24 protein-coding genes are annotated in these 26,122 nt (G+C 72.1%); 22 read left to right on the forward strand and 2 right to left on the reverse strand.

Going from position 1 to position 26,122, the window contains the following annotated elements:
- Window positions 1–43 precede the first annotated feature (43 nt).
- The 4 genes from ACFYY2_RS12925 (at window position 44) to nusB (ending at window position 3,105) form a co-directional block, all read left to right on the forward strand.
- Window positions 44–853 carry a Pro-rich N-terminal domain-containing protein gene (locus ACFYY2_RS12925; RefSeq protein WP_388741083.1) on the forward strand — a complete coding sequence of 270 codons (810 nt, stop codon included), beginning with the start codon at window positions 44–46 and terminating at the stop codon, window positions 851–853.
- Window positions 854–922: 69 nt separating this feature from the next.
- Window positions 923–2,029: a M24 family metallopeptidase gene (locus tag ACFYY2_RS12930; RefSeq protein WP_388741086.1), complete on the forward strand. Its 1,107-nt coding sequence runs from the start codon at window positions 923–925 to the stop codon at window positions 2,027–2,029.
- Between the two features lie 72 nt (window positions 2,030–2,101).
- Window positions 2,102–2,668: an elongation factor P gene (efp, locus tag ACFYY2_RS12935; protein WP_299540949.1), complete on the forward strand. Its 567-nt coding sequence runs from the start codon at window positions 2,102–2,104 to the stop codon at window positions 2,666–2,668.
- Between the two features lie 2 nt (window positions 2,669–2,670).
- Window positions 2,671–3,105 carry a transcription antitermination factor NusB gene (nusB, locus tag ACFYY2_RS12940; protein WP_388741091.1) on the forward strand — a complete coding sequence of 145 codons (435 nt, stop codon included), beginning with the start codon at window positions 2,671–2,673 and terminating at the stop codon, window positions 3,103–3,105.
- A gap of 190 nt (window positions 3,106–3,295) precedes the next feature.
- On the opposite strand, the gene bldD is transcribed toward nusB, so the two are convergent.
- Window positions 3,296–3,796 carry a transcriptional regulator BldD gene (bldD, locus tag ACFYY2_RS12945; RefSeq protein WP_014157378.1) on the reverse strand — a complete coding sequence of 167 codons (501 nt, stop codon included), beginning with the start codon at window positions 3,794–3,796 and terminating at the stop codon, window positions 3,296–3,298.
- 221 nt (window positions 3,797–4,017) lie between these two features.
- On the opposite strand from bldD, the gene pyrR reads away from it, so the two are divergent.
- The 14 genes from pyrR to ACFYY2_RS13015 all read left to right on the forward strand — a co-directional run bounded on the left by pyrR (window position 4,018) and on the right by ACFYY2_RS13015 (window position 20,824).
- The gene (pyrR, locus tag ACFYY2_RS12950; RefSeq protein ID WP_388741096.1) at window positions 4,018–4,602 is read left to right on the forward strand and encodes a bifunctional pyr operon transcriptional regulator/uracil phosphoribosyltransferase PyrR; all 585 of its coding nucleotides are present in this window, start codon (window positions 4,018–4,020) and stop codon (window positions 4,600–4,602) included.
- A gap of 89 nt (window positions 4,603–4,691) precedes the next feature.
- Window positions 4,692–5,708, forward strand: a complete 1,017-nt coding sequence (locus tag ACFYY2_RS12955; protein WP_388741099.1) for an aspartate carbamoyltransferase catalytic subunit — start codon at window positions 4,692–4,694, stop codon at window positions 5,706–5,708.
- 2 nt (window positions 5,709–5,710) lie between these two features.
- Window positions 5,711–6,997, forward strand: coding sequence for a dihydroorotase (locus ACFYY2_RS12960; protein WP_388741102.1), 1,287 nt, complete (start codon window positions 5,711–5,713; stop codon window positions 6,995–6,997).
- Window positions 6,994–7,605 (forward strand): hypothetical protein, encoded by a 612-nt coding sequence (locus ACFYY2_RS12965; protein ID WP_388741105.1) that lies wholly within the window; start codon window positions 6,994–6,996, stop codon window positions 7,603–7,605. The genes ACFYY2_RS12960 and ACFYY2_RS12965 overlap by 4 nt, the downstream gene beginning before the upstream one ends.
- Window positions 7,602–8,744: a glutamine-hydrolyzing carbamoyl-phosphate synthase small subunit gene (carA, locus tag ACFYY2_RS12970; RefSeq protein ID WP_329035488.1), complete on the forward strand. Its 1,143-nt coding sequence runs from the start codon at window positions 7,602–7,604 to the stop codon at window positions 8,742–8,744. Before ACFYY2_RS12965 ends, carA begins: the two co-directional genes overlap by 4 nt.
- Complete coding sequence (gene carB, locus ACFYY2_RS12975; RefSeq protein ID WP_388741108.1) at window positions 8,737–12,045, forward strand: carbamoyl-phosphate synthase large subunit; 3,309 nt, start codon at window positions 8,737–8,739, stop codon at window positions 12,043–12,045. The genes carA and carB overlap by 8 nt, the downstream gene beginning before the upstream one ends.
- 60 nt (window positions 12,046–12,105) lie before the next feature.
- Window positions 12,106–13,215: a quinone-dependent dihydroorotate dehydrogenase gene (locus tag ACFYY2_RS12980; protein WP_388741111.1), complete on the forward strand. Its 1,110-nt coding sequence runs from the start codon at window positions 12,106–12,108 to the stop codon at window positions 13,213–13,215.
- Window positions 13,212–14,051, forward strand: a complete 840-nt coding sequence (gene pyrF / locus ACFYY2_RS12985) for an orotidine-5'-phosphate decarboxylase (protein ID WP_388741114.1) — start codon at window positions 13,212–13,214, stop codon at window positions 14,049–14,051. The genes ACFYY2_RS12980 and pyrF overlap by 4 nt, the downstream gene beginning before the upstream one ends.
- 244 nt (window positions 14,052–14,295) lie before the next feature.
- On the forward strand, window positions 14,296–14,619 hold the full coding sequence (locus ACFYY2_RS12990; protein ID WP_024490957.1) for an integration host factor: 324 nt from the start codon (window positions 14,296–14,298) through the stop codon (window positions 14,617–14,619).
- 38 nt (window positions 14,620–14,657) lie between these two features.
- A complete protein-coding gene (gmk, locus tag ACFYY2_RS12995; protein WP_388741118.1) occupies window positions 14,658–15,275 on the forward strand; it encodes a guanylate kinase in 618 nt (205 codons plus the stop codon).
- Window positions 15,276–15,379: 104 nt separating this feature from the next.
- Window positions 15,380–15,652 (forward strand): DNA-directed RNA polymerase subunit omega, encoded by a 273-nt coding sequence (gene rpoZ, locus ACFYY2_RS13000; protein ID WP_003970369.1) that lies wholly within the window; start codon window positions 15,380–15,382, stop codon window positions 15,650–15,652.
- Window positions 15,653–15,829: 177 nt separating this feature from the next.
- Window positions 15,830–17,032: a bifunctional phosphopantothenoylcysteine decarboxylase/phosphopantothenate--cysteine ligase CoaBC gene (coaBC, locus tag ACFYY2_RS13005; RefSeq protein WP_388741120.1), complete on the forward strand. Its 1,203-nt coding sequence runs from the start codon at window positions 15,830–15,832 to the stop codon at window positions 17,030–17,032.
- Window positions 17,033–17,269: 237 nt separating this feature from the next.
- Complete coding sequence (gene metK, locus ACFYY2_RS13010) at window positions 17,270–18,493, forward strand: methionine adenosyltransferase (RefSeq protein WP_388741123.1); 1,224 nt, start codon at window positions 17,270–17,272, stop codon at window positions 18,491–18,493.
- A gap of 186 nt (window positions 18,494–18,679) precedes the next feature.
- On the forward strand, window positions 18,680–20,824 hold the full coding sequence (locus tag ACFYY2_RS13015) for a primosomal protein N' (protein ID WP_388741126.1): 2,145 nt from the start codon (window positions 18,680–18,682) through the stop codon (window positions 20,822–20,824).
- A gap of 80 nt (window positions 20,825–20,904) precedes the next feature.
- Here the strand turns inward: ACFYY2_RS13015 and ACFYY2_RS13020 are convergent, their stop codons facing one another.
- On the reverse strand, window positions 20,905–21,432 hold the full coding sequence (locus tag ACFYY2_RS13020; protein WP_388741129.1) for a hypothetical protein: 528 nt from the start codon (window positions 21,430–21,432) through the stop codon (window positions 20,905–20,907).
- A gap of 227 nt (window positions 21,433–21,659) precedes the next feature.
- Between ACFYY2_RS13020 and fmt the strand changes: the two genes are divergently transcribed.
- From fmt to ACFYY2_RS13040, 4 genes are all read left to right on the forward strand, one after another.
- Entirely contained in the window at window positions 21,660–22,592 is a 933-nt protein-coding gene (gene fmt / locus ACFYY2_RS13025) for a methionyl-tRNA formyltransferase (RefSeq protein WP_388741132.1), read from the forward strand.
- A 132-nt stretch (window positions 22,593–22,724) separates the two neighbouring features.
- Window positions 22,725–24,158, forward strand: coding sequence for an RsmB/NOP family class I SAM-dependent RNA methyltransferase (locus ACFYY2_RS13030; RefSeq protein ID WP_388741134.1), 1,434 nt, complete (start codon window positions 22,725–22,727; stop codon window positions 24,156–24,158).
- A 139-nt stretch (window positions 24,159–24,297) separates the two neighbouring features.
- Entirely contained in the window at window positions 24,298–24,981 is a 684-nt protein-coding gene (gene rpe, locus ACFYY2_RS13035) for a ribulose-phosphate 3-epimerase (protein WP_388741136.1), read from the forward strand.
- A gap of 78 nt (window positions 24,982–25,059) precedes the next feature.
- Entirely contained in the window at window positions 25,060–26,106 is a 1,047-nt protein-coding gene (locus ACFYY2_RS13040) for a sugar-binding transcriptional regulator (protein ID WP_388741139.1), read from the forward strand.
- Window positions 26,107–26,122: the final 16 nt, after the last annotated feature.

A 26,122-nucleotide genomic window follows, 5' to 3' on the forward strand; every position in this document is an offset into this window, starting at 1 on the left:
GTCGACCAGCGCCAGTTGCCTGCACGAGACGGAGTGGCACCGGATGCAGCACGCAGTGGGGGCCCCGCTGCCGCCGCCCCAGGGTCCCGGGAACGGACCGTGGGCGCACCAGGCCCAGCACCCAGGCCATCCCGGCGTCCCGGGGACGCCGCCTCCCGCGGCACCGGCGCCCCAGACGCCGCCCACACCCCGGCACGCCCCGATGCCGCCCTCCAGGGAGTCCACCGGGCACATCCAGTTGCCACCCGGCGGACCCGTGCCGCTGCCCGCGCCGCCCGCCGAGGCGGGCACCGGGGCGGCGACCCTGGCCGTGCTGCTCATCGGTCCCGCCGGAGCGGGCAAGACCACGGTCGCCAAGCTCTGGGCGGGCCGCCGCCGCGTCCCCACCGCGCACGTCTCGCTCGACGACGTCCGCGAATGGGTCTGCTCCGGCTTCGCCGACCCGCAGGCCGGATGGAACGACCACTCCGAGGCCCAGTACCGCCTGGCCCGGCGCACCTGCGGCTTCGCCGCCCGCAACTTCCTCGCCAACGGCATCTCCTGCATCCTCGACGACGCCGTCTTCCCGGACCGGCCCGTCGTCGGCCTCGGCGGCTGGAAGCGGCACGTCGGCCCCGGCCTGCTCCCCGTCGTCCTCCTGCCCGGCCTGGAGGTCGTCCTTGAGCGCAACGCCGCCCGCAGCGGGAACCGCAGGCTCTCCGACGAGGAGGTGGCGCGCATCCACGGCCGGATGGCCGGCTGGTACGGCTCCGGCCTGCCGATCATCGACAACTCCACCTACGACGTCGAGACGACCGCCCGGGTCCTCGACGACGTCCTGGCCCGCTCCATAGCCAGCCCGCCCTCCTGGTAGCGGCCCCGCGGGACCCGGTCGGATGCGCTGGCCGGGCGGGCCGCCCCCCGCGCTCGTACGCTCGAAAACATGTCAGAGGTGTACGCCGTCCGACGCGGGCTGCTGCGCGACCGTTACGCCGCCGCCGGATCAGCGGCCGCCCTGGTCTCGCGCCCCGCCAACGTCCGCTACCTCGCGGGCGCCGCCCCGCCGGGCGCCGTGCTGCTGCTCGGGCCCCGCGAGGACGTCCTGCTCTGCCCCCGGGCACCGGCCGACGACTCCGTCCACGGCCGTCCCGACGAACAGCTGCGGGTGAGCGTCCTGCCGGACCCGGCGGGCGACCCGGTCGTCGCCGCGGCCGGCCTGGCCCTCTCCTCGGACGCCGGCTCGCTGTCCGTCGAGGAGAACGACCTCACGGTGGCCCGGCACCGCGCCATGCTCTCCGTCGCCCCAGGGCTGCGCCTGGCCGACCTCGGCCTCGCCGTGCAGCAGCTGAGGATCGTCAAGGACGAGGAGGAGCTGGCCTGCCTGCGGATCGCCGCGGAGATCACCGACCACGCGCTCGGAGAGCTCCTGGAGTCGATCCTCGTCGGCCGTACCGAACGCCACCTGGCCCTGGAACTGGAGCGCCGGCTGGTGGACCACGGGGCCGACGGGCCGGCGTTCCCCACATCGGTCGGGACCGGTCCCAACTCGGGCAGAGGGCGGCACAGGCCCTCGGACCGAAGGGTCGAGGAGGGGGATTTCCTTTCGGTCTGCCTCGGGGCGAACTACCGCGGATACCGCTGCGAGATCGGGCGCACCTTCGTCATCGGGACCAGCCCCGCGGACTGGCAGATCGACCTCTACGACCTCGTTTTCGCCGCTCAGCGGGCCGCGAGGGAGGCTCTCGTGCCCGGGGCCGCCTACCGCGACGTCGACCGTGCGGCCCGCCAGCTCCTGGACTCCGCGGGTCACTCGGAAGGCCTCCAGCCCAGTACCGGTCACGGGGTCGGGCTCGAAATCGACGAGGACCCGCAGTTGGCACCGACAGCCATGGGTAAACTGGACGCTTGTGTGCCGGTCACCGTCGAACCGGGGGTCCACCTCCCGGGCCGGGGCGGTGTCCGGATCGATGACACGCTCGTCGTGCGCCCCGAGGCGGACGGCGGACCCGAGCTACTCACCATTACGACCAAGGAACTGCTCGCGCTCTAGGAATCTCCTCGCGGAGGATCCGGCGCGCGTCCCCGGTCGTCCACCAGCTTCAGTCCAGGAGATTCCGCAACCGTGGCTTCCACGAACGACCTCAAGAACGGCCTGGTGCTCAAGCTCGACGGAGGCCAGCTCTGGTCCGTCGTCGAGTTCCAGCACGTCAAGCCCGGCAAGGGCCCCGCCTTCGTGCGCACCAAGCTCAAGAACGTGCTCTCCGGCAAGGTCGTCGACAAGACGTTCAACGCCGGCGTGAAGGTCGAAACGGCCACCATCGACCGCCGGGACATGCAGTTCTCGTACATGGACGGCGAGTACTTCGTCTTCATGGACATGGACACGTACGACCAGCTCATGGTCGACCGCAAGTCCGTCGGCGACGCCGCCAACTTCCTCATCGAGGGCTTCACGGCCTCCGTCGCGCAGCACGAGGGCGAGGTGCTCTACGTCGAGCTGCCTGCCGCGGTCGAGCTGACCATCCAGCACACCGACCCGGGCGTCCAGGGCGACCGCTCCACCGGTGGCACCAAGCCCGCCACCCTGGAGACCGGTTACGAGATCGGTGTCCCGCTCTTCATCACCACCGGCGAGAAGATCAAGGTCGACACCCGCACGGGCGACTACCTCGGCCGGGTGAACAGCTAACCGTGGCTGCCCGGAACAAGGCCCGCAAGCGCGCCTTCCAGATCCTCTTCGAGGCCGACCAGCGCGGTGAGTCCGTGCAGACGGTCCTCGCGGACTGGGTGCGGCTCTCGCGGACCGACGACCGTCAGCCGCCGGTCGGCGAATTCACGATGGAGCTGGTCGAGGGGTACGCGCAGTACGCGGACCGCATCGACGACCTCATCGTCACCTACGCGGTGGACTGGGAGATCGACCGCATGCCGGTCGTCGACCGGAGCATCCTGCGGCTCGGCGCGTACGAGCTGGTCTGGATGGACTCCACCCCCGACGCCGTGGTGATCGACGAGGCGGTACAGCTCGCCAAGGAGTTCTCCACGGACGACTCCCCGGCCTTCGTGAACGGCCTGCTGGCCCGGTTCAAGGACCTCAAGCCGAACCTCCGCCGGGAGCAGCAGTAGCGTTCCGGCGGCGTTGAGCCGAACGAAGGGCCCACGGCCGCTGGACACCACTGTCCGGCCGTGGGCCCTTCGGCGTACCCGGCGCCCGGGCGTGCCGCCGGGGCCCGCGGGCGGAGCACGAAAAAGCCGGGCCGGCGGGGCGCCCTGAGGCACCCCGCCGGCCCGGCGGTACGTTTCTGCGGCGGGCCTGTCAGCCCTCGTCGTGGGCGACCGCGCGGCGCGCGTCCGCGTCCAGCACGCCCCAGCTGATCAGCTGCTCCGTGAGCACGGAAGGCGACTGGTCGTAGATCACGGCCAGGGTGCGCAGGTCGTCCTGGCGGATCGAGAGCACCTTGCCGTTGTAGTCGCCGCGCTGGCTCTGGATCGTCGCCGCGTAACGCTGCAGCGGACCGGCCTTCTCCGGCGGTACGTGGGCGAGGCGCTCCAGGTCGAGGACGAGCTTCGGCGGCGGCTCGGCGGCACCGCCGGGCGTCGTGCCGGGCAGGAGCTCCTGGACCGGGACGCCGTAGAAGTCGGCCAGCTCGGCAAGGCGCTGCACGGTCACCGCGCGGTCGCCGCGCTCGTAGGAACCGACCACGACGGCCTTCCAGCGGCCCTGCGACTTCTCCTCCACGCCGTGGAGGGAGAGGCCTTGCTGGGTGCGGATGGCGCGGAGCTTGGCCCCGAGCTGCTTTGCGTATTCGCTGGACATAGGGCTCCCCGGACGCTGGAACGTGTCGCGGCTGTGCCGCGTGGCTGGTAACTCACTGTGAGGTTACGCAGCGTTACTTGGCTGCGTCAAGCCGAAAGGTCCGCAGTGCCACCTCCTGGGGGCGGGGCCGGGGGCTCGCGCAAGCCCTGGTAACGTGGATGACGCAATTTCGACGTCCTTTAACGTCCGTCCAGTGAGGCGGAGAAGGAGGTCCGTTTCTTATGGACGCACAGCATGACCACACCGGCAATGCGGCACGCCCCGTTCTGGAGGCTCCCGACATCGCCCGGGTTCTGACCCGGATCGCCCACGAGATCGTCGAACGCGCCAAGGGCGCCGACGACGTGGTGCTCCTCGGCATCCCGACGCGGGGGGTGTTCCTCGCCCGCCGGCTCGCCGGGAAACTCGAGGAGATCACCGGCTTGAAGGTGCCGGTCGGATCGCTCGACATCACGATGTACCGCGACGACCTCAGGCTGCGTCCCGCGCGCGCCATCGGACGCACCGAGATCCCGGGCGAGGGCATCGAGGGCCGTCTCGTCGTGCTCGTCGACGACGTGCTCTTCTCCGGCCGCACGATCCGCGCGGCGCTCGACGCGCTCGGCGACATCGGCAGGCCCCGCGCCGTGCAGCTCGCGGTCCTCGTCGACCGGGGCCACCGCGAACTCCCGATCCGCGCCGACTACGTCGGCAAGAACCTCCCCACGTCCCTGCGGGAGACGGTCAGGGTCCAGCTCTCCGAGGAGGACGGCCGCGACGCCGTGCTGCTCGGCGTCAAGCAGACCGTCCCGGCGGGCGAGCAGTAGCGCGGTCCGGTTCCGTGCGCCCCAGCGGCCGCACGGAGGCTTCCGCACGCCCGTTTGCCTGAATCCTCCACCCCTCTCGGAGATCCCAGATGCTGCGCCCTCCCGGGGAACACCCCCGGACCCCCCGTCACCTCATCTCGGCCGCCGACCTCACCCGTGACGACGCCGTCCTGATCCTCGACACCGCCGAGGAGATGGCCCGGGTCGCGGACCGGCCGATCAAGAAGCTCCCCACCCTGCGGGGCCGTACGGTCGTCAACCTCTTCTTCGAGGACTCGACGCGGACCCGGATCTCGTTCGAGGCCGCCGCCAAGCGCCTCTCCGCCGACGTCATCAACTTCTCCGCGAAGGGCTCGTCCGTCTCCAAGGGCGAGTCGCTCAAGGACACCGCCCTGACGCTGGAGGCCATGGGCGCGGACGCCGTGGTCATCCGGCACGGCGCCTCGGGCGCCCCGTACCGTCTCGCGACGTCCGGCTGGATCGACAGCGCGGTCGTCAACGCGGGCGACGGGACGCACGAGCACCCCACCCAGGCCCTCCTGGACGCCTTCACGATGCGCCGCAGGCTGGTCGGCCCCGACGCGGGGATCGGCCGCGACCTCGAAGGCCGCCGGATCACGATCGTCGGCGACATCCTGCACAGCCGGGTGGCCCGCTCCAACGTCCACCTGCTGCACACCCTCGGCGCGCACGTCACCCTGGTGGCCCCGCCGACCCTCGTGCCCGTCGGCGTCGAGCAGTGGCCCTGCGACGTCAGCTACCGCCTCGACGACGTGCTGCCGAAGTCCGACGCGGTCATGATGCTCCGGGTGCAGCGCGAGCGCATGAACGCCGCCTACTTCCCCACCGAGCGCGAGTACTCCCGCCGCTACGGCCTGGACGGCGAGCGCATGGCCCGGATGCCCGAGCACGCCATCGTGATGCACCCCGGCCCGATGGTCCGCGGCATGGAGATCACCGCCGAGGTCGCCGACTCCGACCGCTGCACCGCCGTGGAGCAGGTCGCGAACGGTGTCTCCACCCGCATGGCCGTCCTCTACCTGCTGCTGGGCGGCTCCGAGACCGCCCTGACGTCCGCCGCCGCCCGTACCGAGGAGAACAAGTAACCATGAGCAAGATCCTTATCCGCGGTGCGAAGGTCCTCGGCGGCGAGCCGCAGGACGTCCTCATCGACGGCGAGACCATCGCCGCGACCGGCACCGGGCTCGACGCCCTGGACGCCACCGTGATCGAGGCGGAGGGGCAGATCCTGCTGCCCGGTCTCGTCGACCTCCACACCCACCTGCGCGAGCCGGGCCGTGAGGACTCCGAGACCGTCCTCACCGGCACCAGGGCCGCGGCGATCGGCGGCTTCACCGCCGTCCACGCCATGGCCAACACCTTCCCCGTCGCCGACACCGCCGGCGTCGTCGAGCAGGTCTGGCGGCTCGGCAAGGAGTCCGGCTACTGCGACGTGCAGCCCGTAGGCGCCGTCACCGTCGGCCTGGAGGGCAAGCAGCTCGCCGAACTCGGAGCCATGCACGACTCCGCCGCCGGGGTGAAGGTCTTCTCCGACGACGGCAAGTGCGTCGACGACGCGGTGATCATGCGCCGCGCCCTGGAGTACGTGAAGGCCTTCGACGGAGTCGTCGCCCAGCACGCCCAGGAGCCCCGCCTCACCGAGGGCGCCCAGATGAACGAGGGCGTCGTCTCGGCCGAGCTCGGCCTCGGCGGCTGGCCCGCCGTCGCCGAGGAGTCGATCATCGCCCGCGACGTCCTGCTCGCCGCCCACGTCGGCTCCCGGGTGCACATCTGCCACCTGTCGACCGCCGGGTCCGTCGAGATCGTGCGCTGGGCCAAGTCCAAGGGCTGGAACGTCACGGCCGAGGTCACCCCGCACCACCTGCTGCTCACCGACGAACTCGTGCGGTCCTACAACCCGGTCTACAAGGTGAACCCGCCGCTGCGCACCGAGGCCGACGTCATGGCCCTGCGCGAGGCCCTCGCCGACGGCACCATCGACTGCGTGGCCACCGACCACGCACCGCACCCGCACGAGGACAAGGACTGCGAGTGGGCCGCCGCCGCCATGGGAATGGTGGGCCTGGAGACCGCGCTCTCCGTGGTCCAGCAGACCATGGTGGAGACCGGGCTCATCGACTGGGCGGGCGTCGCCGACCGCATGTCGTTCCGTCCCGCGGCCATCGGCAGGCTCGAAGGACACGGCCGGCCCGTCTCGGCGGGTGAGCCCGCCAACCTCGTCCTGGTCGATCCGGCATACCGTGGAGCAGTGGACCCCGCGGGCTTCGCCTCCCGCAGCCGCAACACTCCCTACGAGGGTCGCGAGCTGCCCGGCCGAGTGACCCACACGTTCCTGCGGGGCCGTGCCACGGTCGTCGACGGGAAGCTCGCGTGACATCACTCAACTCCGGACCCCGGCTGTACCTGCTGGCCGCGGACCAGAAATCGGCCGAGGTGACCGACTGGTCCGCCCGCATCAGCTGGGTCGTCGGACTGATCGTCTTCGTCGCGTTCGTCTACTGGCTCATGCGCCAGGGATGGAAGTGGCGGGGCCGCCTGCAGTCCGGCATCCCCGCACTCGCGACCACCCCCGAAGGCTTCGCGGACGGCGGGACGCTGCTCACCCTGACCGGTCGCTACCACGCGTCGACGACCGCCGGGCAGTGGCTCGACAGGATCGTCGCGCACGGCCTCGGCACCCGGAGCCGCGTCGAGCTGACCCTCACCGAGCAGGGCCTCGACGTCGTACGCCCCGGCGCCTCGGACTTCTTCGTCCCGGCGGCCGCGCTGCGCGAGGCCAGGCTCGACAAGGCCCTCGCGGGCAAGGTCCTGCCGGAGGGCGGCCTGCTGGTCATCACCTGGGCGCTAGGCGACCGGCTGATCGACTCGGGCTTCCGCTCCGACCGCGCGGCCGAGCACCAGGCCTGGGTCGACGCGGTCAACCACCTCGGCGGCGCAGCCGCCGACCACCCCACCAGCACGACGGAAGGCACCGCACGATGACGATCTCCACCCGGGGAGCCGGAAAAGCTCCCGCCGTACTCGTCCTGGAGGACGGCCGCTCCTTCCGCGGCCGTGCCTACGGGGCCGTGGGGGAGACCTTCGGCGAGGCTGTGTTCTCCACCGGCATGACCGGCTACCAGGAAACGCTCACCGACCCCTCGTACCACCGCCAGGTCGTCGTCATGACCGCCCCGCACGTCGGCAACACCGGGGTCAACGACGAGGACGCCGAGTCGAAGCGGATCTGGGTCTCCGGTTACGTCGTGCGCGACCCCGCACGCGTGCCCTCGAACTGGCGCTCGCGCCGCTCCCTCGACGAGGAGCTCGCGAGCCAGGGCGTCGTCGGCATCAGCGGTGTCGACACCCGCGCCCTCACCCGCCACCTGCGCGAGCGCGGCGCGATGCGCGTCGGCATCTTCTCCGGCGAGGGCATCGCCGACGAGGAGACGCTCCTCGCCCGCGTGCGCCAGGCGCCCGAGATGGCCGGCGCCGACCTCGCGGCCGAGGTCGCCACGAAGGAGGCGTACGTCGTCCCCGCCGTCGGCACCAAGAGGTTCACGGTCGCGGCCGTCGACCTCGGCATCAAGGGCATGACCCCGCACCGCATGGCCGAGCGCGGCATCGAGGTGCACGTCCTGCCCGCCACCGCCACCCTGGAGGACGTGTACGCGGTCGAGCCCGACGGCGTGTTCTTCTCCAACGGCCCCGGCGACCCGTCCACCGCCGACCACCCGGTCGCCCTCATGCGCGGCGTCCTGGAGCGGAAGACCCCGCTCTTCGGCATCTGCTTCGGCAACCAGATCCTGGGCCGCTCGCTCGGCTTCGGCACCTACAAGCTGAAGTACGGCCACCGCGGCATCAACCAGCCGGTGCAGGACCGCACGACCGGCAAGGTCGAGGTCACCGCGCACAACCACGGCTTCGCCGTCGACGCCCCGCTCGACAAGGTCTCCGACACGGAGTTCGGCCGGGCCGAGGTCTCCCACGTATGCCTGAACGACCAGGTCGTCGAAGGGCTGCAGCTGCTCGACCAGCCGGCCTTCAGCGTCCAGTACCACCCCGAAGCAGCCGCGGGCCCGCACGACGCCGCGTACCTCTTCGACCGTTTCGTCACCCTGATGGAGGGCCAGCGTGCCTAAGCGCTCCGATATCCAGTCCGTCCTGGTCATCGGCTCAGGCCCGATCGTCATCGGTCAGGCCGCCGAGTTCGACTACTCCGGGACCCAGGCCTGCCGCGTGCTCAAGGCCGAGGGCCTGCGCGTCATCCTGGTGAACAGCAACCCGGCGACGATCATGACCGACCCGGAGATCGCCGACGCCACGTACGTCGAGCCGATCACCCCCGAGTTCGTCGAGAAGATCATCGCCAAGGAGCGCCCCGACGCGCTGCTCCCGACCCTGGGCGGCCAGACCGCGCTCAACACCGCGATCTCCATGCACGACAACGGCGTGCTGGAGAAGTACGGCGTCGAGCTCATCGGCGCCAACGTCGAGGCCATCAACAAGGGCGAGGACCGCGACCTCTTCAAGGGCGTCGTCGAGGCCGTCAAGGCCAAGATCGGCTACGGCGAGTCCGCCCGCTCCGTCATCTGCCACACCATGGACGACGTCATCGCCGGCGTCGACACGCTCGGCGGCTACCCCGTCGTCGTCCGCCCCTCCTTCACGATGGGCGGCGCCGGTTCCGGCTTCGCCCACGACGAGGAGGAGCTGCGCCGCATCGCCGGACAGGGGCTCACGCTCTCGCCGACCACCGAGGTGCTCCTGGAGGAGTCCATCCTCGGCTGGAAGGAGTACGAGCTGGAGCTCATGCGCGACCGGAACGACAACGTCGTGGTCGTCTGCTCCATCGAGAACTTCGACCCCATGGGCGTCCACACCGGTGACTCCATCACGGTCGCCCCGTCGATGACCCTCACCGACCGCGAGTACCAGCGGCTGCGCGACATCGGCATCGCGATCATCCGCGAGGTCGGCGTCGACACCGGCGGCTGCAACATCCAGTTCGCCATCGACCCCGCCGACGGCCGGGTCATCGTCATCGAGATGAACCCGCGCGTCTCCCGGTCCTCCGCGCTCGCCTCCAAGGCCACCGGCTTCCCGATCGCCAAGATCGCCGCCAAGCTGGCCGTCGGCTACACGCTGGACGAGATCCCGAACGACATCACCGAGAAGACGCCGGCCTCCTTCGAGCCGACCCTCGACTACGTCGTCGTCAAGGCCCCGCGCTTCGCCTTCGAGAAGTTCCCCTCCGCCGACTCCACCCTCACCACCACCATGAAGTCGGTGGGCGAGGCCATGGCGATCGGCCGGAACTTCACCGAGGCGCTGCAGAAGGCCCTGCGCTCCCTGGAGAAGAAGGGCTCGCAGTTCGCCTTCACCGGTGAGCCCGGCGACAAGGCGGAACTGCTCGCGGAGGCGGTGCGCCCGACGGACGGCCGCATCAACACCGTCATGCAGGCGATCCGCGCCGGCGCGACCCAGGAGGAGGTCTTCGACGCCACGAGGATCGACCCCTGGTTCGTCGACCAGCTCTTCCTGATCAAGGAGATCGCCGACGAGCTGGCCGCCGCCGAGCGGCTCGACGCCGAGCTGATCGCCGAGGCCAAGCGGCACGGCTTCTCCGACGCCCAGATCGGTGAGATCCGCGGCCTGCGCGAGGACGTCGTGCGCGAGGTCCGGCACGCGCTCGGCATCCGCCCCGTCTACAAGACGGTGGACACCTGCGCGGCGGAGTTCGCCGCGAAGACGCCGTACTTCTACTCCTCCTACGACGAGGAGAGCGAGGTCGCGCCCCGCACCAAGCCCGCGGTGATCATCCTCGGCTCCGGCCCGAACCGCATCGGCCAGGGCATCGAGTTCGACTACTCGTGCGTCCACGCCTCGTTCGCGCTGAGCGACGCGGGCTACGAGACCGTGATGGTCAACTGCAACCCGGAGACCGTCTCCACGGACTACGACACCTCCGACCGGCTCTACTTCGAGCCGCTCACCCTGGAGGACGTCCTGGAGATCGTGCACGCGGAGTCGCTGGCCGGCCCGATCGCCGGTGTCATCGTGCAGCTCGGTGGCCAGACCCCGCTCGGCCTCTCGCAGGCGCTCAAGGACAACGGCGTCCCCGTGGTGGGCACCTCCCCCGAGGCCATCCACGCCGCCGAGGACCGGGGCGCCTTCGGCCGGGTGCTCGCCGAGGCGGGCCTGCCCGCCCCCAAGCACGGCACCGCGACCACGTTCGCCGAGGCCAAGGCCATCGCCGACGAGATCGGCTACCCCGTCCTCGTACGCCCGTCGTACGTGCTCGGCGGGCGCGGCATGGAGATCGTCTACGACGAGACCCGCCTCTCCTCCTACATCGCGGAGTCCACCGAGATCAGCCCCACCCGGCCGGTCCTGGTCGACCGCTTCCTCGACGACGCGATCGAGATCGACGTCGACGCGCTCTACGACGGCACCGAGCTCTACCTCGGCGGCGTCATGGAGCACATCGAGGAGGCCGGCATCCACTCCGGCGACTCCGCCTGCGCGCTGCCCCCGATCACGCTCGGCGGCTTCGACATCAAGCGGCTGCGCACCTCGACCGAGGGCATCGCCAAGGGAGTCGGCGTCCGCGGGCTGATCAACATCCAGTTCGCGCTCTCCGGCGACATCCTGTACGTGCTGGAGGCCAACCCGCGTGCCTCGCGGACCGTCCCCTTCACCTCGAAGGCGACCGCGGTCCCGCTGGCGAAGGCCGCCGCGCGCATCTCGCTCGGCGCGACCATCGCGGAACTGCGCGCCGAGGGCCTGCTGCCCAGGCAGGGCGACGGCGGCACCCTGCCGCTGGACGCGCCGATCTCCGTGAAGGAGGCCGTCATGCCGTGGTCGCGCTTCCGCGACGTCCACGGCCGCGGCGTCGACACGGTCCTCGGCCCGGAGATGCGCTCCACCGGTGAAGTCATGGGCATCGACTCGGTGTTCGGCACCGCGTACGCCAAGTCGCAGGCGGGCGCCTACGGTCCGCTGCCCACCAAGGGCCGCGCCTTCATCTCCGTCGCCAACCGCGACAAGCGTTCGATGATCTTCCCGGCGCGCGAACTCGTCGCCCACGGCTTCGAGTTGTTCGCGACCTCCGGCACCGCCGAGGTGCTCAAGCGCAACGGCATCAACGCCACCGTCGTGCGCAAGCAGTCCGAGGGCGAGGGGCCCAACGGCGAGAAGACCATCGTCCAGCTGATCCACGACGGCGGGGTCGACCTCATCGTCAACACGCCCTACGGCACGGGCGGCAGGCTCGACGGCTACGAGATCCGCACCGCCGCCGTGGCCCGGTCCGTGCCGTGCCTCACGACGGTCCAGGCCCTCGCCGCCGCCGTGCAGGGCATCGACGCGCTCAACCACGGAGGGGTCGGCGTACGTTCCCTCCAGGAACACGCGGAACATCTGACCGCGGCACGCGACTAGCAGTCAGGCCCAGCAGGGGGACACCGGAAACGGTGTCCCCCTCTTCATGAGGACACCGTGATGTACAAACTCTTCTTCCAGCTGGTCTTCAAGCGGATGGACCCGGAGCAGGCCCATCACGCGGCGTTCCGCTGGATCCGCCTCGCCGCCCGGATCCCCGTGCTGCGCACCTTCGCCGCCGCCGCGCTCGCCCCCCGGCACGAGGCGCTGCGCACCGAGGCGTTCGGCCTGCGGATGCACGGCCCCTTCGGTCTCGCGGCCGGCTTCGACAAGAACGCCGTCGCCATCGACGGCATGTCGATGCTCGGCTTCGACCACATCGAGATCGGCACGGTCACCGGCGAACCGCAGCCGGGCAACCCCCGCAAGCGGTTGTTCCGGCTCGTCGCCGACCGGGCGCTGATCAACCGGATGGGCTTCAACAACGAGGGCTCGGCGGCCGTGGCGGAGCGCCTCGCCGCACGACGCCCGGTCTTCCGCACGACCGTCGGCGTGAACATCGGCAAGACCAAGGTGGTCCCCGAGGCCGAGGCCGTGGGCGACTACGTGAAGTCCACCGAGCGGCTCGCCGCCCACGCCGACTACCTCGTCGTGAACGTCTCGTCCCCCAACACCCCGGGCCTGCGCAACCTCCAGGCCACGGAGTCGCTCCGGCCCCTGCTCACCGCGGTGCGCGAGGCGGCCGACCGCACCGTGACGGACCGGCGCGTCCCGCTGCTCGTCAAGATCGCCCCGGACCTCGCGGACGAGGACGTCGACGCGGTCGCCGACCTCGCCGTGGAACTCGGCCTGGACGGCATCATCGCCACCAACACCACGATCGCCCGCGACGGCCTCGGCCTGAAGTCGCCGGCGGCGCTGACGGGCGAGACCGGCGGGCTCTCCGGCGCGCCCCTCAAGAAGCGCTCCCTGGAGGTCCTGAGCCGCCTCTACGCCCGCGTGGGGACCCGGATCACCCTGGTGGGCGTCGGAGGGGTCGAGACCGCGGAGGACGCCTGGCAGCGCATCCTCGCCGGTGCCACGCTCGTCCAGGGCTACAGCGCCTTCATCTACGAGGGCCCGTTCTACGCCCGGGCGATCCACAAGGGGCTGGCCGCCCGGCTGGCCGCCTCCCCGTACGCCACCCTCGCCGAAGCCGTCGGCGCCGAGACACGGAAGGCCACCCGGTGACGACCGAACCCTTCGGCGCGCGTCTGCGCCACGCCATGGACACCCGCGGGCCGCTCTGCGTCGGCATCGACCCGCACGCCTCGCTCCTGACCTCGTGGGGCCTGAACGACGACATCGCCGGCCTGGAGCGCTTCACGCGCACGGTCGTGGAGGCCCTGGCCGACCGCGTCGCCGTCCTGAAGCCCCAGTCGGCGTTCTTCGAGCGCTTCGGCTCGCGCGGCATCGCCGTCCTGGAGAAGGCGGTCGAGGAGGCCCGCGCGGCCGGGGCCCTGGTGCTGATGGACGCCAAGCGCGGCGACATCGGCTCCACGATGGGCGCCTACGCGGCCACCTACCTCGACAAGGACTCACCGCTCTTCTCCGACGCGGTCACCGTCTCGCCGTACCTGGGCTTCGGCTCGCTGCGCCCGGCACTCGACGCCGCCGCGGTCTCCGGCGCGGGCGTCTTCGTCCTCGCACTCACCTCCAACCCGGAGGGCGCGGAGGTCCAGCGGGCCGCCTCGGCCGACGGGCGGACCCTGGCCCAGGTGATGCTCGACCACATGGCCGCGGAGAACGAGGGCGCGACGCCGCTCGGCTCCGTCGGCGCTGTGGTCGGTGCCACCCTCGGGGACACGGGCGCGGATCTCGCGATCAACGGCCCGCTGCTCGCTCCCGGCATCGGCGCCCAGGGTGCGACGCCCGCGGATCTGCCCCGCGTGTTCGGTGCCGCGGTGCGCAACGTGGTGCCCAGCGTGAGCCGGGGCGTGCTCCGCCACGGACCGGACGCGTCAGGGCTGCGCGAAGCCGCCGGACGGTTCGCGGACGAGGTCCGTTCGGCCGTCCCGGAAGGCTGACCATGCCACGTAACAGCCTGTCGACGGAATCCTGACCAGAAATCCGGGTTGTTATGGCCGAAATGTCCCGGTCGGCCACAGCTGACCAGGACTTTTCGTCTGTTCTCGCTGACTCGGGCGGCCTTGGCCGCTAGTCTCCGTCGAGAGCCAACGAGCACAAGCTGTTCGTTGCTCACCAGGTGCGGGGCCATCAGGCTCCTCACCGGTCCGTATCCGACAGATCGACATCCGAGGTGACGTAGGCGTGGCTCTTCCGCCCCTTACCCCTGAACAGCGCGCAGCCGCGCTCGAAAAGGCCGCCGCGGCTCGCCGGGAGCGGGCCGAGGTCAAGAATCGACTCAAGCACTCCGGCGCCTCCCTCCACGAGGTCATCAAGTCGGGCCAGGAGAACGACGTCATCGGCAAGATGAAGGTCTCCGCCCTACTGGAGTCCCTGCCGGGCGTGGGCAAGGTCCGCGCCAAGCAGATCATGGAGCGGCTCGGCATCTCCGAGAGCCGCCGGGTCCGGGGTCTCGGCTCCAACCAGATCGCATCTTTGGAGCGTGAGTTCGGCGGCAGTCCCGCCTGACGTTCTCAGGCACTCCTGAGAAGCTGGATAATCGCTCCATGGCTGCAACATCCCGGGGGACGTCCCCCGTACCCCCGGACGTACGTCCGCGGCTGACCGTGCTCTCCGGCCCCTCCGGGGTCGGCAAGAGCACGGTCGTCGCTCACATGCGCAAGGTTCACCCCGAGGTGTGGCTCTCCGTGTCGGCCACGACACGCAAGCCGCGCCCCGGGGAGAGCAGCGGCGTCCACTACTTCTTCGTGGACGACGAGGAGTTCGACAAGCTCATCGCCAACGGCGAGCTGCTCGAATGGGCCGAGTTCGCGGGCAACCGCTACGGCACGCCCCGCCGCGCCGTGCTCGACCGCCTGGACGCGGGCGAGCCGGTGCTGCTGGAGATCGACCTCCAGGGCGCCCGGCTGGTCCGGCAGTCCATGCCCGAGGCGCAGCTGGTCTTCCTGGCCCCTCCGAGCTGGGACGAACTGGTGCGCAGGCTCACCGGCCGCGGCACCGAGGCGCCCGACGTGATCGAGCGCAGGCTCACGGCCGCGAAGGTCGAGCTGGCGGCCGAGGACGAGTTCGACACCACGCTCGTCAACACCTCCGTCGAGGACGTGGCACGCGAGCTGCTAACGTTGATGCTGCAGGCTTCCGGCCTCCGCGGCACCGACGACTGACCCTCACCGGTCCCCTCGCCGTTCCGCGGACGCAGAGCATCACCACTGCGGAACCAGCACGATCAAAGATCTCTTTGATCTCTATCCCCTTCGGAAGGCAGAGAGTGTCCTCTTCCATCACCACGCCCGAGGGCATCATCAACCCGCCGATTGATGAGCTCCTCGAGGCCACCGACTCGAAGTACAGCCTTGTGATCTACGCCGCCAAGCGCGCGCGCCAGATCAACGCGTACTACTCGCAGCTCGGTGAAGGCCTCCTCGAGTACGTCGGTCCGCTCGTCGACACCCACGTGCACGAGAAGCCGCTCTCGATCGCGCTCCGCGAGATCAACGCGGGCCTGCTGACCTCCGAGGCCATCGAGGGCCCCGCGCAGTAAGCAGGCGGCAAGACGCACCTTCACCACAGGCCCGGCGGTCCTCACCGCCGGGCCTGTGGTGTGTCCGGCACCGGGCACCCGCCGCAGGCCGGAGTGCGCCGTGAGGCAGCATGGAGTCCGTACGCCACGGGCCGCCGGAGGCCGGGTGCGCCAGAGACACGAGTGCGGGGAGACGCAGTGGAGAAGCCGAGGGTCGTCCTGGGGGTCAGCGGAGGCATCGCCGCGTACAAGGCGTGCGAACTGCTGCGCAGGCTGACCGAGTCCGGCCACGACGTGCGGGTCGTGCCGACCGCCGCGTCGCTGAACTTCGTCGGGGCCGCGACCTGGTCGGCGCTGTCCGGGAACCCCGTGTCGACGGAGGTCTGGGACAGCGTGCACGAGGTGCCCCACGTGCGGATCGGCCAGGGCGCCGACCTCGTGGTGGTCGCCCCCGCAACCGCCGACACGCTGGCCAGGGCCGCCCACGGCCTCGCCGACGACCTCCTCACCAACACCCTGCTCACCGCGCGCTGTCCGGTCGTCTTCGCGCCGGCCATGCACACCGAGATGTGGGAGCACCCCGCCACGCAGGAGAACGTCGCCACGCTGCGCCGCCGTGGTGCCGTGGTCATCGAGCCGGCCGTGGGCCGGCTCACCGGCGTCGACACGGGCAAGGGCCGGCTGCCCGACCCGGCGGAGATCTTCGAGGTCTGCCGGCGCGTCCTGGCCCGGGGCCCCGGCACGCCCGACCTGGCCGGACGCCATGTGGTGATCAGTGCGGGCGGCACCCGCGAACCCCTCGACCCGGTCCGCTACCTCGGCAACCGTTCCTCGGGCAAGCAGGGCTACGCGCTGGCCCGTACCGCCGTCGCCCGGGGAGCCAGGGTGACGCTGATCGAGGCGAACACGGGTCTCCCCGATCCCGCAGGGGCCGACGTCCGGCGCGCCGGGACCGCCGTGCAGCTCCGGGAGGCCGTCCTGGAGGCGTCGGCCGACGCCGACGTGGTGGTGATGGCCGCGGCGGTCGCCGACTTCCGCCCCGCCGAGTACGCGACGGGCAAGATCAAGAAGAAGGACGGCCAGGAACCCGCGGCCGTCGCGCTCGTCCGCAATCCGGACATCCTCGCCGAGGTCGCCGCCGACCGGGCCCGGCCGGGGCAGATCGTCGTCGGATTCGCGGCCGAGACGGACGACGTCCTCGCCAACGGCCGCGAGAAGCTCCGCCGCAAGGGCTGTGACCTCCTCGTCGTCAACGAGGTGGGGGAGCGCAAGACCTTCGGGTCCGAGGAGAACGAGGCGGTCGTGCTGGGGGCCGACGGCGGCGAGACCGCTGTGCCGTACGGTCCCAAGGAAGCGCTGGCCGACACGGTGTGGGACCTCGTCGTGGCGCGCTTCGGCTAGATTGCCTCCGCGTCCGGTCGAACGGCAGGCGAGCAAAAGGCCCATATCTTGCACCCGAAAGAAGGGATTGTCGTACCGTCGTCAACAGTGCCGCAGGTCACAGACCTCCCAAGGGGCGAGACGTGTGGCTCAATCACCGGATGCGACCGATAAACTGGTCGACGGAATGTGCCGGGCGCAGCTCCCGGGCGTTCCAACCATGATCAGCCAGCAGCCGCTGCAACCCCAGGGAGCGATGTGTCCCGCCGTCTCTTCACCTCGGAGTCCGTCACCGAGGGCCACCCCGACAAGATCGCCGACCAGATCAGCGACACGATTCTCGACGCACTCCTGCGGGAGGACCCCACCTCGCGCGTCGCCGTGGAGACCCTGATCACCACGGGTCTGGTGCACGTCGCGGGTGAGGTCACGACCAAGGCCTACGCCGACATCCCCAACCTCGTGCGCAACAAGGTGCTGGAGATCGGATACGACTCCTCCAAGAAGGGCTTCGACGGGGCCTCCTGCGGTGTCTCGGTGTCCATCGGGGCGCAGTCCCCGGACATCGCCCAGGGTGTCGACACCGCCTACGAGAAGCGGGTCGAGGGCGCCTCCCGGAGGGAAGAGGAGGACGAGCTCGACAAGCAGGGTGCCGGCGACCAGGGGCTGATGTTCGGCTACGCCTGCGACGAGACGCCCGAGCTGATGCCGCTCCCGATCTACCTGGCGCACCGGCTCTCCCGCCGGCTCTCCGAGGTCCGCAAGAACGGGACCATCCCGTACCTGCGCCCCGACGGCAAGACCCAGGTCACCATCGAGTACGACGGCGACAAGGCCGTCCGTCTCGACACGGTCGTGGTCTCCTCGCAGCACGCGTCGGACATCGACCTGGACTCGCTGCTCGCGCCCGACATCCGCGAGTTCGTCGTGGAGCACGTCCTCTCGCAGCTCGTCGGGGACGGCATCAAGCTCGACACCGAGGGCTACCGTCTGCTGGTGAACCCGACCGGGCGCTTCGAGATCGGTGGCCCGATGGGTGACGCCGGCCTCACCGGCCGCAAGATCATCATCGACACGTACGGCGGCATGGCCCGCCACGGCGGCGGCGCCTTCTCGGGCAAGGACCCGTCCAAGGTCGACCGCTCGGCCGCCTACGCCATGCGCTGGGTCGCCAAGAACGTCGTCGCGGCCGGTCTCGCCACGCGCTGCGAGGTCCAGGTCGCCTACGCGATCGGAAAGGCCGAGCCGGTGGGCCTCTTCGTCGAGACCTTCGGCACCGCCGCGGTCGACACGGAGAAGATCGAGCACGCCATCGGTGTGGTCTTCGACCTGCGCCCGGCCGCGATCATCCGCGACCTCGATCTGCTGCGCCCGATCTACGCCCAGACCGCGGCGTACGGTCACTTCGGCCGGGAGCTGCCCGACTTCACCTGGGAGCGCACCGACCGCGTCGACGCGCTGCGCACGGCGGCGGGTCTCTAGCACCGCCTCTCCCGTCTTCGCTCCGGGGCCCGGACACCGCCACACGGTGCCCGGGCCCCGGAGCGTTCGCCCGGAGCCCGGAGCCCGGAGCCCATAGCAGGTAGCCCGGAGCCGTAGCCCGGAGTCCGCAGCGGACCGCACCGCCGTCCGGGCCGGCTGTCGGTGGCATCTGGTAGGAATTCAGCTGTGAGCAGCGACGACGAGCGGTCCGACGAGCCCGAGGGCGGGGCACCGGAGCAGCTTGCGTTCATCCGTGAGACGGTGCGCGCCGCCAAGGTGCCGCGGGCCAAGCCCAGGACCTGGCGGGGAGCCCCGCTCGCCGCGGAGCTGCCGGTCGCCCGTGTCCTGGTGAACAAGGGTGCCCTCCACCTCGACCAGTACTTCGACTACGCCGTCCCCGAGGAGCTCGACGCCGACGCACAGCCCGGCGTGCGCGTCCGGGTCCGGTTCGGCGCCGGCGGACGGCAGGTCCGCGGCGGGAGGCGCGAGGGCGGCGGGCTCATCGACGGCTTCCTGATCGAGCGGCGCGCCTCCTCCGACTACCAGGGCGCACTCGCGGCCCTCGCCTACGTGGTGTCACCCGAACCGGTGCTGGGACCGGAGCTCCTGGAGCTCTCGCGCGCCGTCGCCGACCGTTACGCCGGCAGTCTCGCGGATGTGCTGCAGCTCGCCGTGCCGCCCAGGAACGGACGCGCGGAGTCCAAGCCCTCGCCCGCGCCCCTGCCCGTGCCGCCCGCTCCGTCCGCCGGGACGTGGGAGCGCTATGCACAGGGACCCGCGTTCCTGCGCGCGCTGGGCGAGGGCGGGGCGCCCAGGGCGGTCTGGACGGCGCTGCCGGGACCGCACTGGCCCGAGGAGATCGCCCGCGCTGTGGCAGCGACCCTGGCCTCGGGCCGGGGCGCGCTCGTCGTCGTGCCGGACGGGCGCAGCGCGGGGCGGGTCGATGCCGCACTGACCGAGGTCCTGGGGGAGGGCCGCCACGCTCTGCTGACCGCCGACTCGGGCCCCGAGAAGCGCTACCGGGAGTGGCTGGCGGTCCGCCGCGGTTCCGTGCGCGCGGTGGTAGGCACCCGGGCCGCGATGTTCGCCCCGGTCGCCGACCTCGGCCTGGTGGCCGTCTGGGACGACGGCGATTCGAGCCACAGCGACGACAACGCCCCCTTCCCGCACGTCCGGGAGGTCCTGGAGCTGAGGGCGGCACACGGCCGCTGCGCCTTCCTGCTGGGCGGGACGAGCTGCACCGTCGAGGCGGCGCAGCTGGTCGAGAGCGGCTGGGCCCTGCCCCTGCGCGCGGAGCGAGAGCAGCTGCGGATCGCCGCACCCCTGGTGCGCACGGTGGACGACGGGGAGCTCGCGCGGGACGGCGCCGCCCGCTCGGCGAGGCTGCCCAGCCTCGCCTGGCAGACCGTACGGGACGGGCTGCGCAGCGGTCCCGTGCTCGTCCAGGTGCCCCGCCGCGGATACGCGCCCCGGCTGGCCTGCGAGCGCTGCCGTGAGCCCGCACGGTGCAGGCACTGCGCGGGGCCGCTCCAGGCGCCGGACCAGCGGGACCTCGACTGCGCCTGGTGCGGGCGGCCCGAGACCGCCTGGAGCTGCACCGCCTGCGGCGGTCTGCGGCTGCGCGCGCAGGTCGTCGGCGCCCGCCGGACCGCCGAGGAGCTGGGACGCGCCTTCCCCACCGTCCCCGTGCGCACGTCGGGCCGGGACCACGTGCTGGACTCCGTGCCGGATCAGCCCGCTCTGGTCGTCAGTACGCCCGGGGCGGAGCCGGTGGCCGAGGGCGGTTACGCGGCCGCCCTGCTGCTGGACGGCTGGGCGATGGTCGGACGGCCCGATCTGCGGGCGGGGGAGGAGGCGCTGCGGCGCTGGACCGCCGCCGCGGCGCTGGTGCGCGGGCAGCCGGAGGGGGGCACCGTGGTGATCGTGGCCGAGCCGACCCTGCGGCCCGTGCAGGCCCTGGTCCGCTGGGACCCGGTCGGCCACGCCCGCCGGGAGCTCGCCGAGCGGGCCGAACTCGGCTTCCCGCCGGTCTCCCGGATGGCCTCGGTGACGGGCCCACAGGAGGCGGTGGCCGCCTGCATCGCCGGCGCCGAGCTGCCCGCCGAGGCCGAGGTGCTCGGACCGGTGCCCGTCGCGCGAGCCGTGCCGGGCAGGCCCCGGCGGCAGGGTGACGCCCCGCCGGGCGAGACCTGGGAGCGAGCGCTGATCAGGGTTCCACCGGGCCGGGGGGCCGCACTGGCGGCCGCGCTCAAGGCCGCGCAGGCGGCCCGGACGGCCCGCGCCGCCGGTGACCCGGTGCGGATCAGGATCGACCCGCCGGACATCGGCTGACGCGGCCGCCGTGCGCGCGACACGTCCCGGCGGGGCCGGGGGCCCGCCCGCGGGCGGGCGTCCGCACGGAACGGCCGGTGTCAGCCGTTGCGCGGGCCGGGGAAGGCCCCCGGTCGGAGCTCCTCGCGCGCGGCGGGCTGCTGGTCCGACGGCTGCGGCGGCATCGAGCGGGCGGCGGGTACGGCCGGCAGGGCGGCGCCCGGGGCAGACACCGCGCGGCTCACGGACTCCGCGGTCTCGGCGGGCGCCGGCTGCGGGGCGTTCCTGCGCGCGCCGTAACGGCGGTGCACCGCCTGCTTGGTGACACCGAGCGCGGAGCCCACCGCGTCCCAGGAGAAGCCCAGCGAGCGGTCGAAGTCCACCGCGGCGGTGACCAGCGTCTCGACGCTGTCCCGCAGCTCCTGGGCGAGCCGGACCGTGGGTGCCGGGGCCCTGCCGTAGACGACGAAGCCCGCGGAGGGCCCCGAGCGGCGCGGACGGTAGACGTTGCCCAGCTGCGCAGTGAGGGTACGCAGGGCGTCCACCTGCCGCCTGACCCGCTCGATGTCCCGCACCAACAGGTGCAGACTGGCACGCGCTTGGGCGTCGTGGGTTGCGTGGTCGGCCATGAAGAAGCCTCTCGAACCGGCGTTGAAAGGGATCGGACCGCACGGTGGCGGCCCACTTCGGTCAATCTCACTTGACCAACGCGTCACCCGGCCATGTGGTCACGCAATAGGGGCGTATGTGCATATGCGCGGGGCGCACGGGCGTGCGTACGCCCCCCGGCCCCGGGCTCTAGACTGGTGCGCTGCTCGCCACGTCACGTTCCGGCCCGAGAGGCAGTGCGCCACCCATGAAGCTCGTCTTCGCAGGCACCCCCGAGGTCGCCGTCCCCGCTCTGGACGCCCTGATCGCCTCCGACCGTCACGAGGTCGCCGCGGTGATCACCCGCCCGGACGCCCCGGCCGGCCGGGGCCGGAGGCTGGTCGCCAGCCCGGTGGCCGAGCGCGCGGAGGAGGCGGGCATCGAGGTGCTCAAGCCCGCCAGGCCGCGCGACGAGGACTTCCTGGCCCGGCTGCGCGAGATCGCACCGGACTGCTGCCCCGTCGTCGCGTACGGTGCGCTGCTGCCGAAGACCGCCCTGGACGTGCCGGCCCGCGGCTGGGTCAACCTGCACTTCTCGCTGCTGCCCGCCTGGCGCGGGGCCGCGCCCGTGCAGCACGCGGTCATGGCCGGGGACGAGGTCACGGGGGCCTCCACCTTCCTGATCGAGGAGGGGCTGGACTCCGGACCCGTGTACGGCGTGCTGACCGAGGAGGTCCGGCCCACCGACACCAGCGGCGACCTGCTCACCCGCCTCGCCTTCGCGGGCGCCGGCCTGCTCGCGGCGACCATGGACGGCATCGAGGACGGCACGCTGCACGCCGTTCCGCAGCCCGGCGAGGGCGTGACGCTCGCCCCCAAGATCACTGTGGAGGACGCCCAGGTGCAGTGGTCCGCGCCCGCGCTGCGCGTGGACCGTGTCGTGCGCGGCTGCACACCCGCGCCGGGCGCGTGGACGCTCTTCCGCGGGGAACGCCTCAAGCTGGTCCAGGCCGTACCGGTGCTCGACCGCACCGACCTGGCGCCCGGCGAGCTGTCCGTGGGCAAGAACAACGTCTACGCGGGCACCGGTTCGCACGCGGTCGAGCTCCTCTGGGTCCAGCCCCAGGGCAAGAAGCCGATGAAGGCCGCCGACTGGGCGCGCGGTGTGCGCATCGCCCACGGGGAGCTGCTGGGCCTCTGAGCCCGACGGGGCCGCCGGGCCCCGGGCGGCGGGAGGGGCGGCCGGTCCCGGTGCCCTCCGGACCGGGCCGGCCGGCCGGGCGACGTACGCTGGACGGGTTCGCCCCCTCACCATCAGCGGAGCACCTTTCACGTGAACGACCAGCAGCGTCGCCGTCCCGCCAAGCCCCACCGCCGTCCGAAGAAGGACCCGGTGCGCTTCCTCGCGTTCGAGGCACTCAGGGCCGTAGACGAAAGGGACGCGTACGCCAACCTCGTCCTCCCGCCGCTGCTGAAGAAGGCGCGGGCCAAGGGCGACTTCGACGGCCGGGACGCCGCGCTGGCCACCGAGCTGGTCTACGGCACCCTGCGCCGCCAGGGCACGTACGACGCGATCGTCGCCGCCTGCATCGACCGGCCCCTGCGCGAGGTCGACCCCCCGGTGCTGGACGTGCTCAACATGGGCGTCCACCAGCTGCTCGGCACCCGGATCCCCACCCACGCTGCGGTCTCCGCGAGCGTGGAGCTGGCGCGGGTGGTCCTCGGTGAGGGGCGCGCCAAGTTCGTCAACGCCGTCCTGCGCAAGGTCTCGGCCCACGACCTCGACGGCTGGGTCGAGCGAGTCGCCCCCTCGTACGACGAGGACGCCGAGGAGAACCTCTCGGTCGTCCACTCGCACCCCCGCTGGATCGTCTCCGCCCTGTGGGACGCGCTCGGCGGGGGCCGCGCCGGCATCGAGGACCTGCTGGAGGCGGACAACGAACGCCCCGAGGTGACGCTCGTGGCGCGCCCCGGCCGCTCGACCACCGACGAGCTGCTGTCCGCCCTCGGCGAGGAGAACGGCCTCCCGGGGCGCTGGTCCCCGTACGCCGTGCGGATGGCCGAGGGCGGGGAGCCGGGCGCCCTTGACGCCGTGCGGGACGGCAGCGCGGGCGTGCAGGACGAGGGAAGCCAGCTCGTCGCCGCGGCTCTGGCGGCCGCCCCGGTCGAGGGCGGGGACACCCGGTGGCTCGACGGCTGCGCCGGTCCGGGAGGCAAGGCCGCCCTGCTGGCCGCGCTCGCCGCCGGACGCGGCGCGACGCTGCTCGCCGCGGAGAAGCAGCCGCACCGGGCCCGCCTCGTGGAGCGCTCGCTGGCCGGCAACCCGGGCCCCTACCAGGTGATCACCGCCGACGGCACCAGGCCGCCGTGGCGGCCCGGCTCCTTCGACCGCGTCCTGATGGACGTGCCGTGCTCCGGGCTCGGCGCACTGCGCCGTCGCCCCGAGTCCCGCTGGCGCCGCCGCCCGGAGGACCTGGAGAGCTTCGCCCCGCTGCAACGCGGCCTGCTGCGCGAGGCGTTGAAGGCGGTGCGGGTCGGAGGCGTCGTCGGATACGCGACCTGCTCGCCGCACCTCGCGGAGACCAGGGTCGTCGTCGAGGACGTGCTGAAGGGGCGCGGCGGTCCGTCCGTCGAGGCCGAGTGGATCGACGCCCGCCCGCTCATGCCCGGGGTGCCCGCGCTGGGTGACGGGCCCGACGTCCAGCTGTGGCCGCACCTGCACGGCACGGACGCGATGTACCTGGCCCTCCTGCGCCGGACGGGCTGACCGGCGGGACAGGTCCTTCGGCCCCGTGACGGCTGTCGGACGCGCCGGAACGCCGGGAATGCGCGAACCGTGATGATCCCGTGAGCCTTTGCGCCGCACCGGGGCGGGGAAGTGGCGCGGAGCATGGCAGGCTTGGGGCATGGCCCAGATCAACCCCAGCATCCTGTCCGCCGATTTCGCACGCCTCGCCGAGGAGGCGAAGGCGGTCGAAGGCGCGGACTGGCTCCATGTCGATGTCATGGACAACCACTTCGTGCCCAACCTCACGCTCGGCGTGCCCGTCGTGGAGGCGCTGAGCAGGGCAACGGACACCCCGCTGGACTGCCACCTCATGATCGAGGACGCCGATCGCTGGGCGCCGCAGTACGTCGAGGCCGGTGCGGGCTCCGTGACCTTCCACGCGGAGGCCGCGGCCGCGCCCGTGCGCCTCGCCCGCGAGATCAGGGCCAAGGGGGCCCGCGCCTCCATGGCGCTGAAGCCCGCGACGCCCATCGAGCCCTACGAGGACCTGCTCCCCGAGCTCGACATGCTGCTGATCATGACGGTCGAGCCGGGCTTCGGCGGTCAGTCGTTCCTGGACATCATGCTGCCGAAGATCCGCCGGACCCGTGACCTGATCTCGAAGCACGGCCTCGAACTGTGGCTGCAGGTCGACGGCGGCGTCTCGGCCACGACCATCGAGCGGTGCGCCGAGGCCGGCGCGGACGTGTTCGTCGCGGGATCGGCCGTCTACGGCGCCGAGGACCCGGCCGAGGCCGTGCGGGCGCTGCGCGCACAGGCGGAGACGGCGACGGCTTCCGCCCCCTGGGTGTGCGGCCACTGAACCAAGCGTGGATGAACGCGGCCCGACGGGCCGGATCAAGGGTCGCCGGATCTGACAGGATGAAGGCGTACCGGGCGTGTGAACAGCAGTGAGGAGATCGCGGTGTCTGGCATCTCGGCGGGTCGGTCAGCCATGCGGATGGGACCCGCGGAGCTGGTGCAGGCGGCGGCCATGGCGCGTCGTTTCTACCTCGAGGGCAAATCGAAGATCCAGATCGCCGAGGAGTTCGGCGTCAGCCGCTTCAAGGTGGCACGGGTCCTCGAGACGGCCCTCGAGCGTGATCTCGTGAGGATCGAGATCCGGGTACCGGCGGAGCTGGACGCGGAGCGTTCCGACGCGCTCAGGGCACGCTACGGCCTGCGGCACGCCGTCGTGGTCGAGTCCCCGGCGGAGGAGCAGGACGACGCGGCCGACCCGGAGAACCTGGGCGAGGTCGCGGCCGAGCTGCTCGGCGAGCTGGTCGACGAGGGCGACGTGCTGGGGCTGGCCTGGGGCCGGTCCACCATCCACATGGCGGCGGCGCTCGACCGGCTGCCCCCGTGCACGGTCGTGCAGCTGACGGGTGTCTACGACGCCGGGACGGCCGAGCGCGGCTCGGTCGAGGCCGTCCGCCGCGCGGCGCAGGTGTCCGGTGGCGAGGCGCACCCGATCTACGCCCCGATGCTGCTGCCCGATCCGGCGACGGCGGCCGCGCTGCGACACCAGACGGGCATCGCCCGCGCCTTCGAGTACTTCGACAAGGTGACGGTCGCCGCGGTCTCCATCGGCTCCTGGGAGCCGGGCATCTCCACCGTCCACGACATGCTCTCGGACGACGAGCGGGCCCATTACGCCTCGCTCGGCGTCGCCGCGGAGATGTCCGCGCACCTCTTCGACTCGGACGGCCGCCGGGTCGGCCGGGACCTCGGCGAGCGGTGCATCACGGTGGAGGCCGACCGGCTGCGCCGGATCCCCGAGGTCGTGGCCATCGCCGGCGGCCAGCGCAAGGCGGCGGCGATCGGCGCCGTGCTGCGCTCCGGCCTCGTCACCAGCCTCGTGACGGACACCGCGGCCGCGGACTTCCTGCTCACCGAGTCCGCCGCCGGGCAGCGGCCCGCCCTGGAGCGCGCCGACCCGGACGACTGAGCCCGGACCCCGTGCA

It is taken from the genome of Streptomyces sp. NPDC001822, assembly GCF_042892135.1.
In the GTDB taxonomy this organism is placed as follows: domain Bacteria; phylum Actinomycetota; class Actinomycetes; order Streptomycetales; family Streptomycetaceae; genus Streptomyces.

Coding starts and splice junctions, on each gene's coding strand:
- ACFYY2_RS12925 (WP_388741083.1), top strand. CDS start 44: ATGCAGCACGCAGTGGGGGCCCCGCTGCCGCCGCCCCAGGGTCCCGGG.
- ACFYY2_RS12930 (WP_388741086.1), top strand. CDS start 923: ATGTCAGAGGTGTACGCCGTCCGACGCGGGCTGCTGCGCGACCGTTAC.
- bldD (WP_014157378.1), bottom strand. CDS start 3,796: ATGTCCAGCGAATACGCAAAGCAGCTCGGGGCCAAGCTCCGCGCCATC.
- pyrR (WP_388741096.1), top strand. CDS start 4,018: ATGGACGCACAGCATGACCACACCGGCAATGCGGCACGCCCCGTTCTG.
- ACFYY2_RS12955 (WP_388741099.1), top strand. CDS start 4,692: ATGCTGCGCCCTCCCGGGGAACACCCCCGGACCCCCCGTCACCTCATC.
- ACFYY2_RS12960 (WP_388741102.1), top strand. CDS start 5,711: ATGAGCAAGATCCTTATCCGCGGTGCGAAGGTCCTCGGCGGCGAGCCG.
- carA (WP_329035488.1), top strand. CDS start 7,602: ATGACGATCTCCACCCGGGGAGCCGGAAAAGCTCCCGCCGTACTCGTC.
- ACFYY2_RS12980 (WP_388741111.1), top strand. CDS start 12,106: ATGTACAAACTCTTCTTCCAGCTGGTCTTCAAGCGGATGGACCCGGAG.
- gmk (WP_388741118.1), top strand. CDS start 14,658: ATGGCTGCAACATCCCGGGGGACGTCCCCCGTACCCCCGGACGTACGT.
- ACFYY2_RS13020 (WP_388741129.1), bottom strand. CDS start 21,432: ATGGCCGACCACGCAACCCACGACGCCCAAGCGCGTGCCAGTCTGCAC.
- fmt (WP_388741132.1), top strand. CDS start 21,660: ATGAAGCTCGTCTTCGCAGGCACCCCCGAGGTCGCCGTCCCCGCTCTG.
- rpe (WP_388741136.1), top strand. CDS start 24,298: ATGGCCCAGATCAACCCCAGCATCCTGTCCGCCGATTTCGCACGCCTC.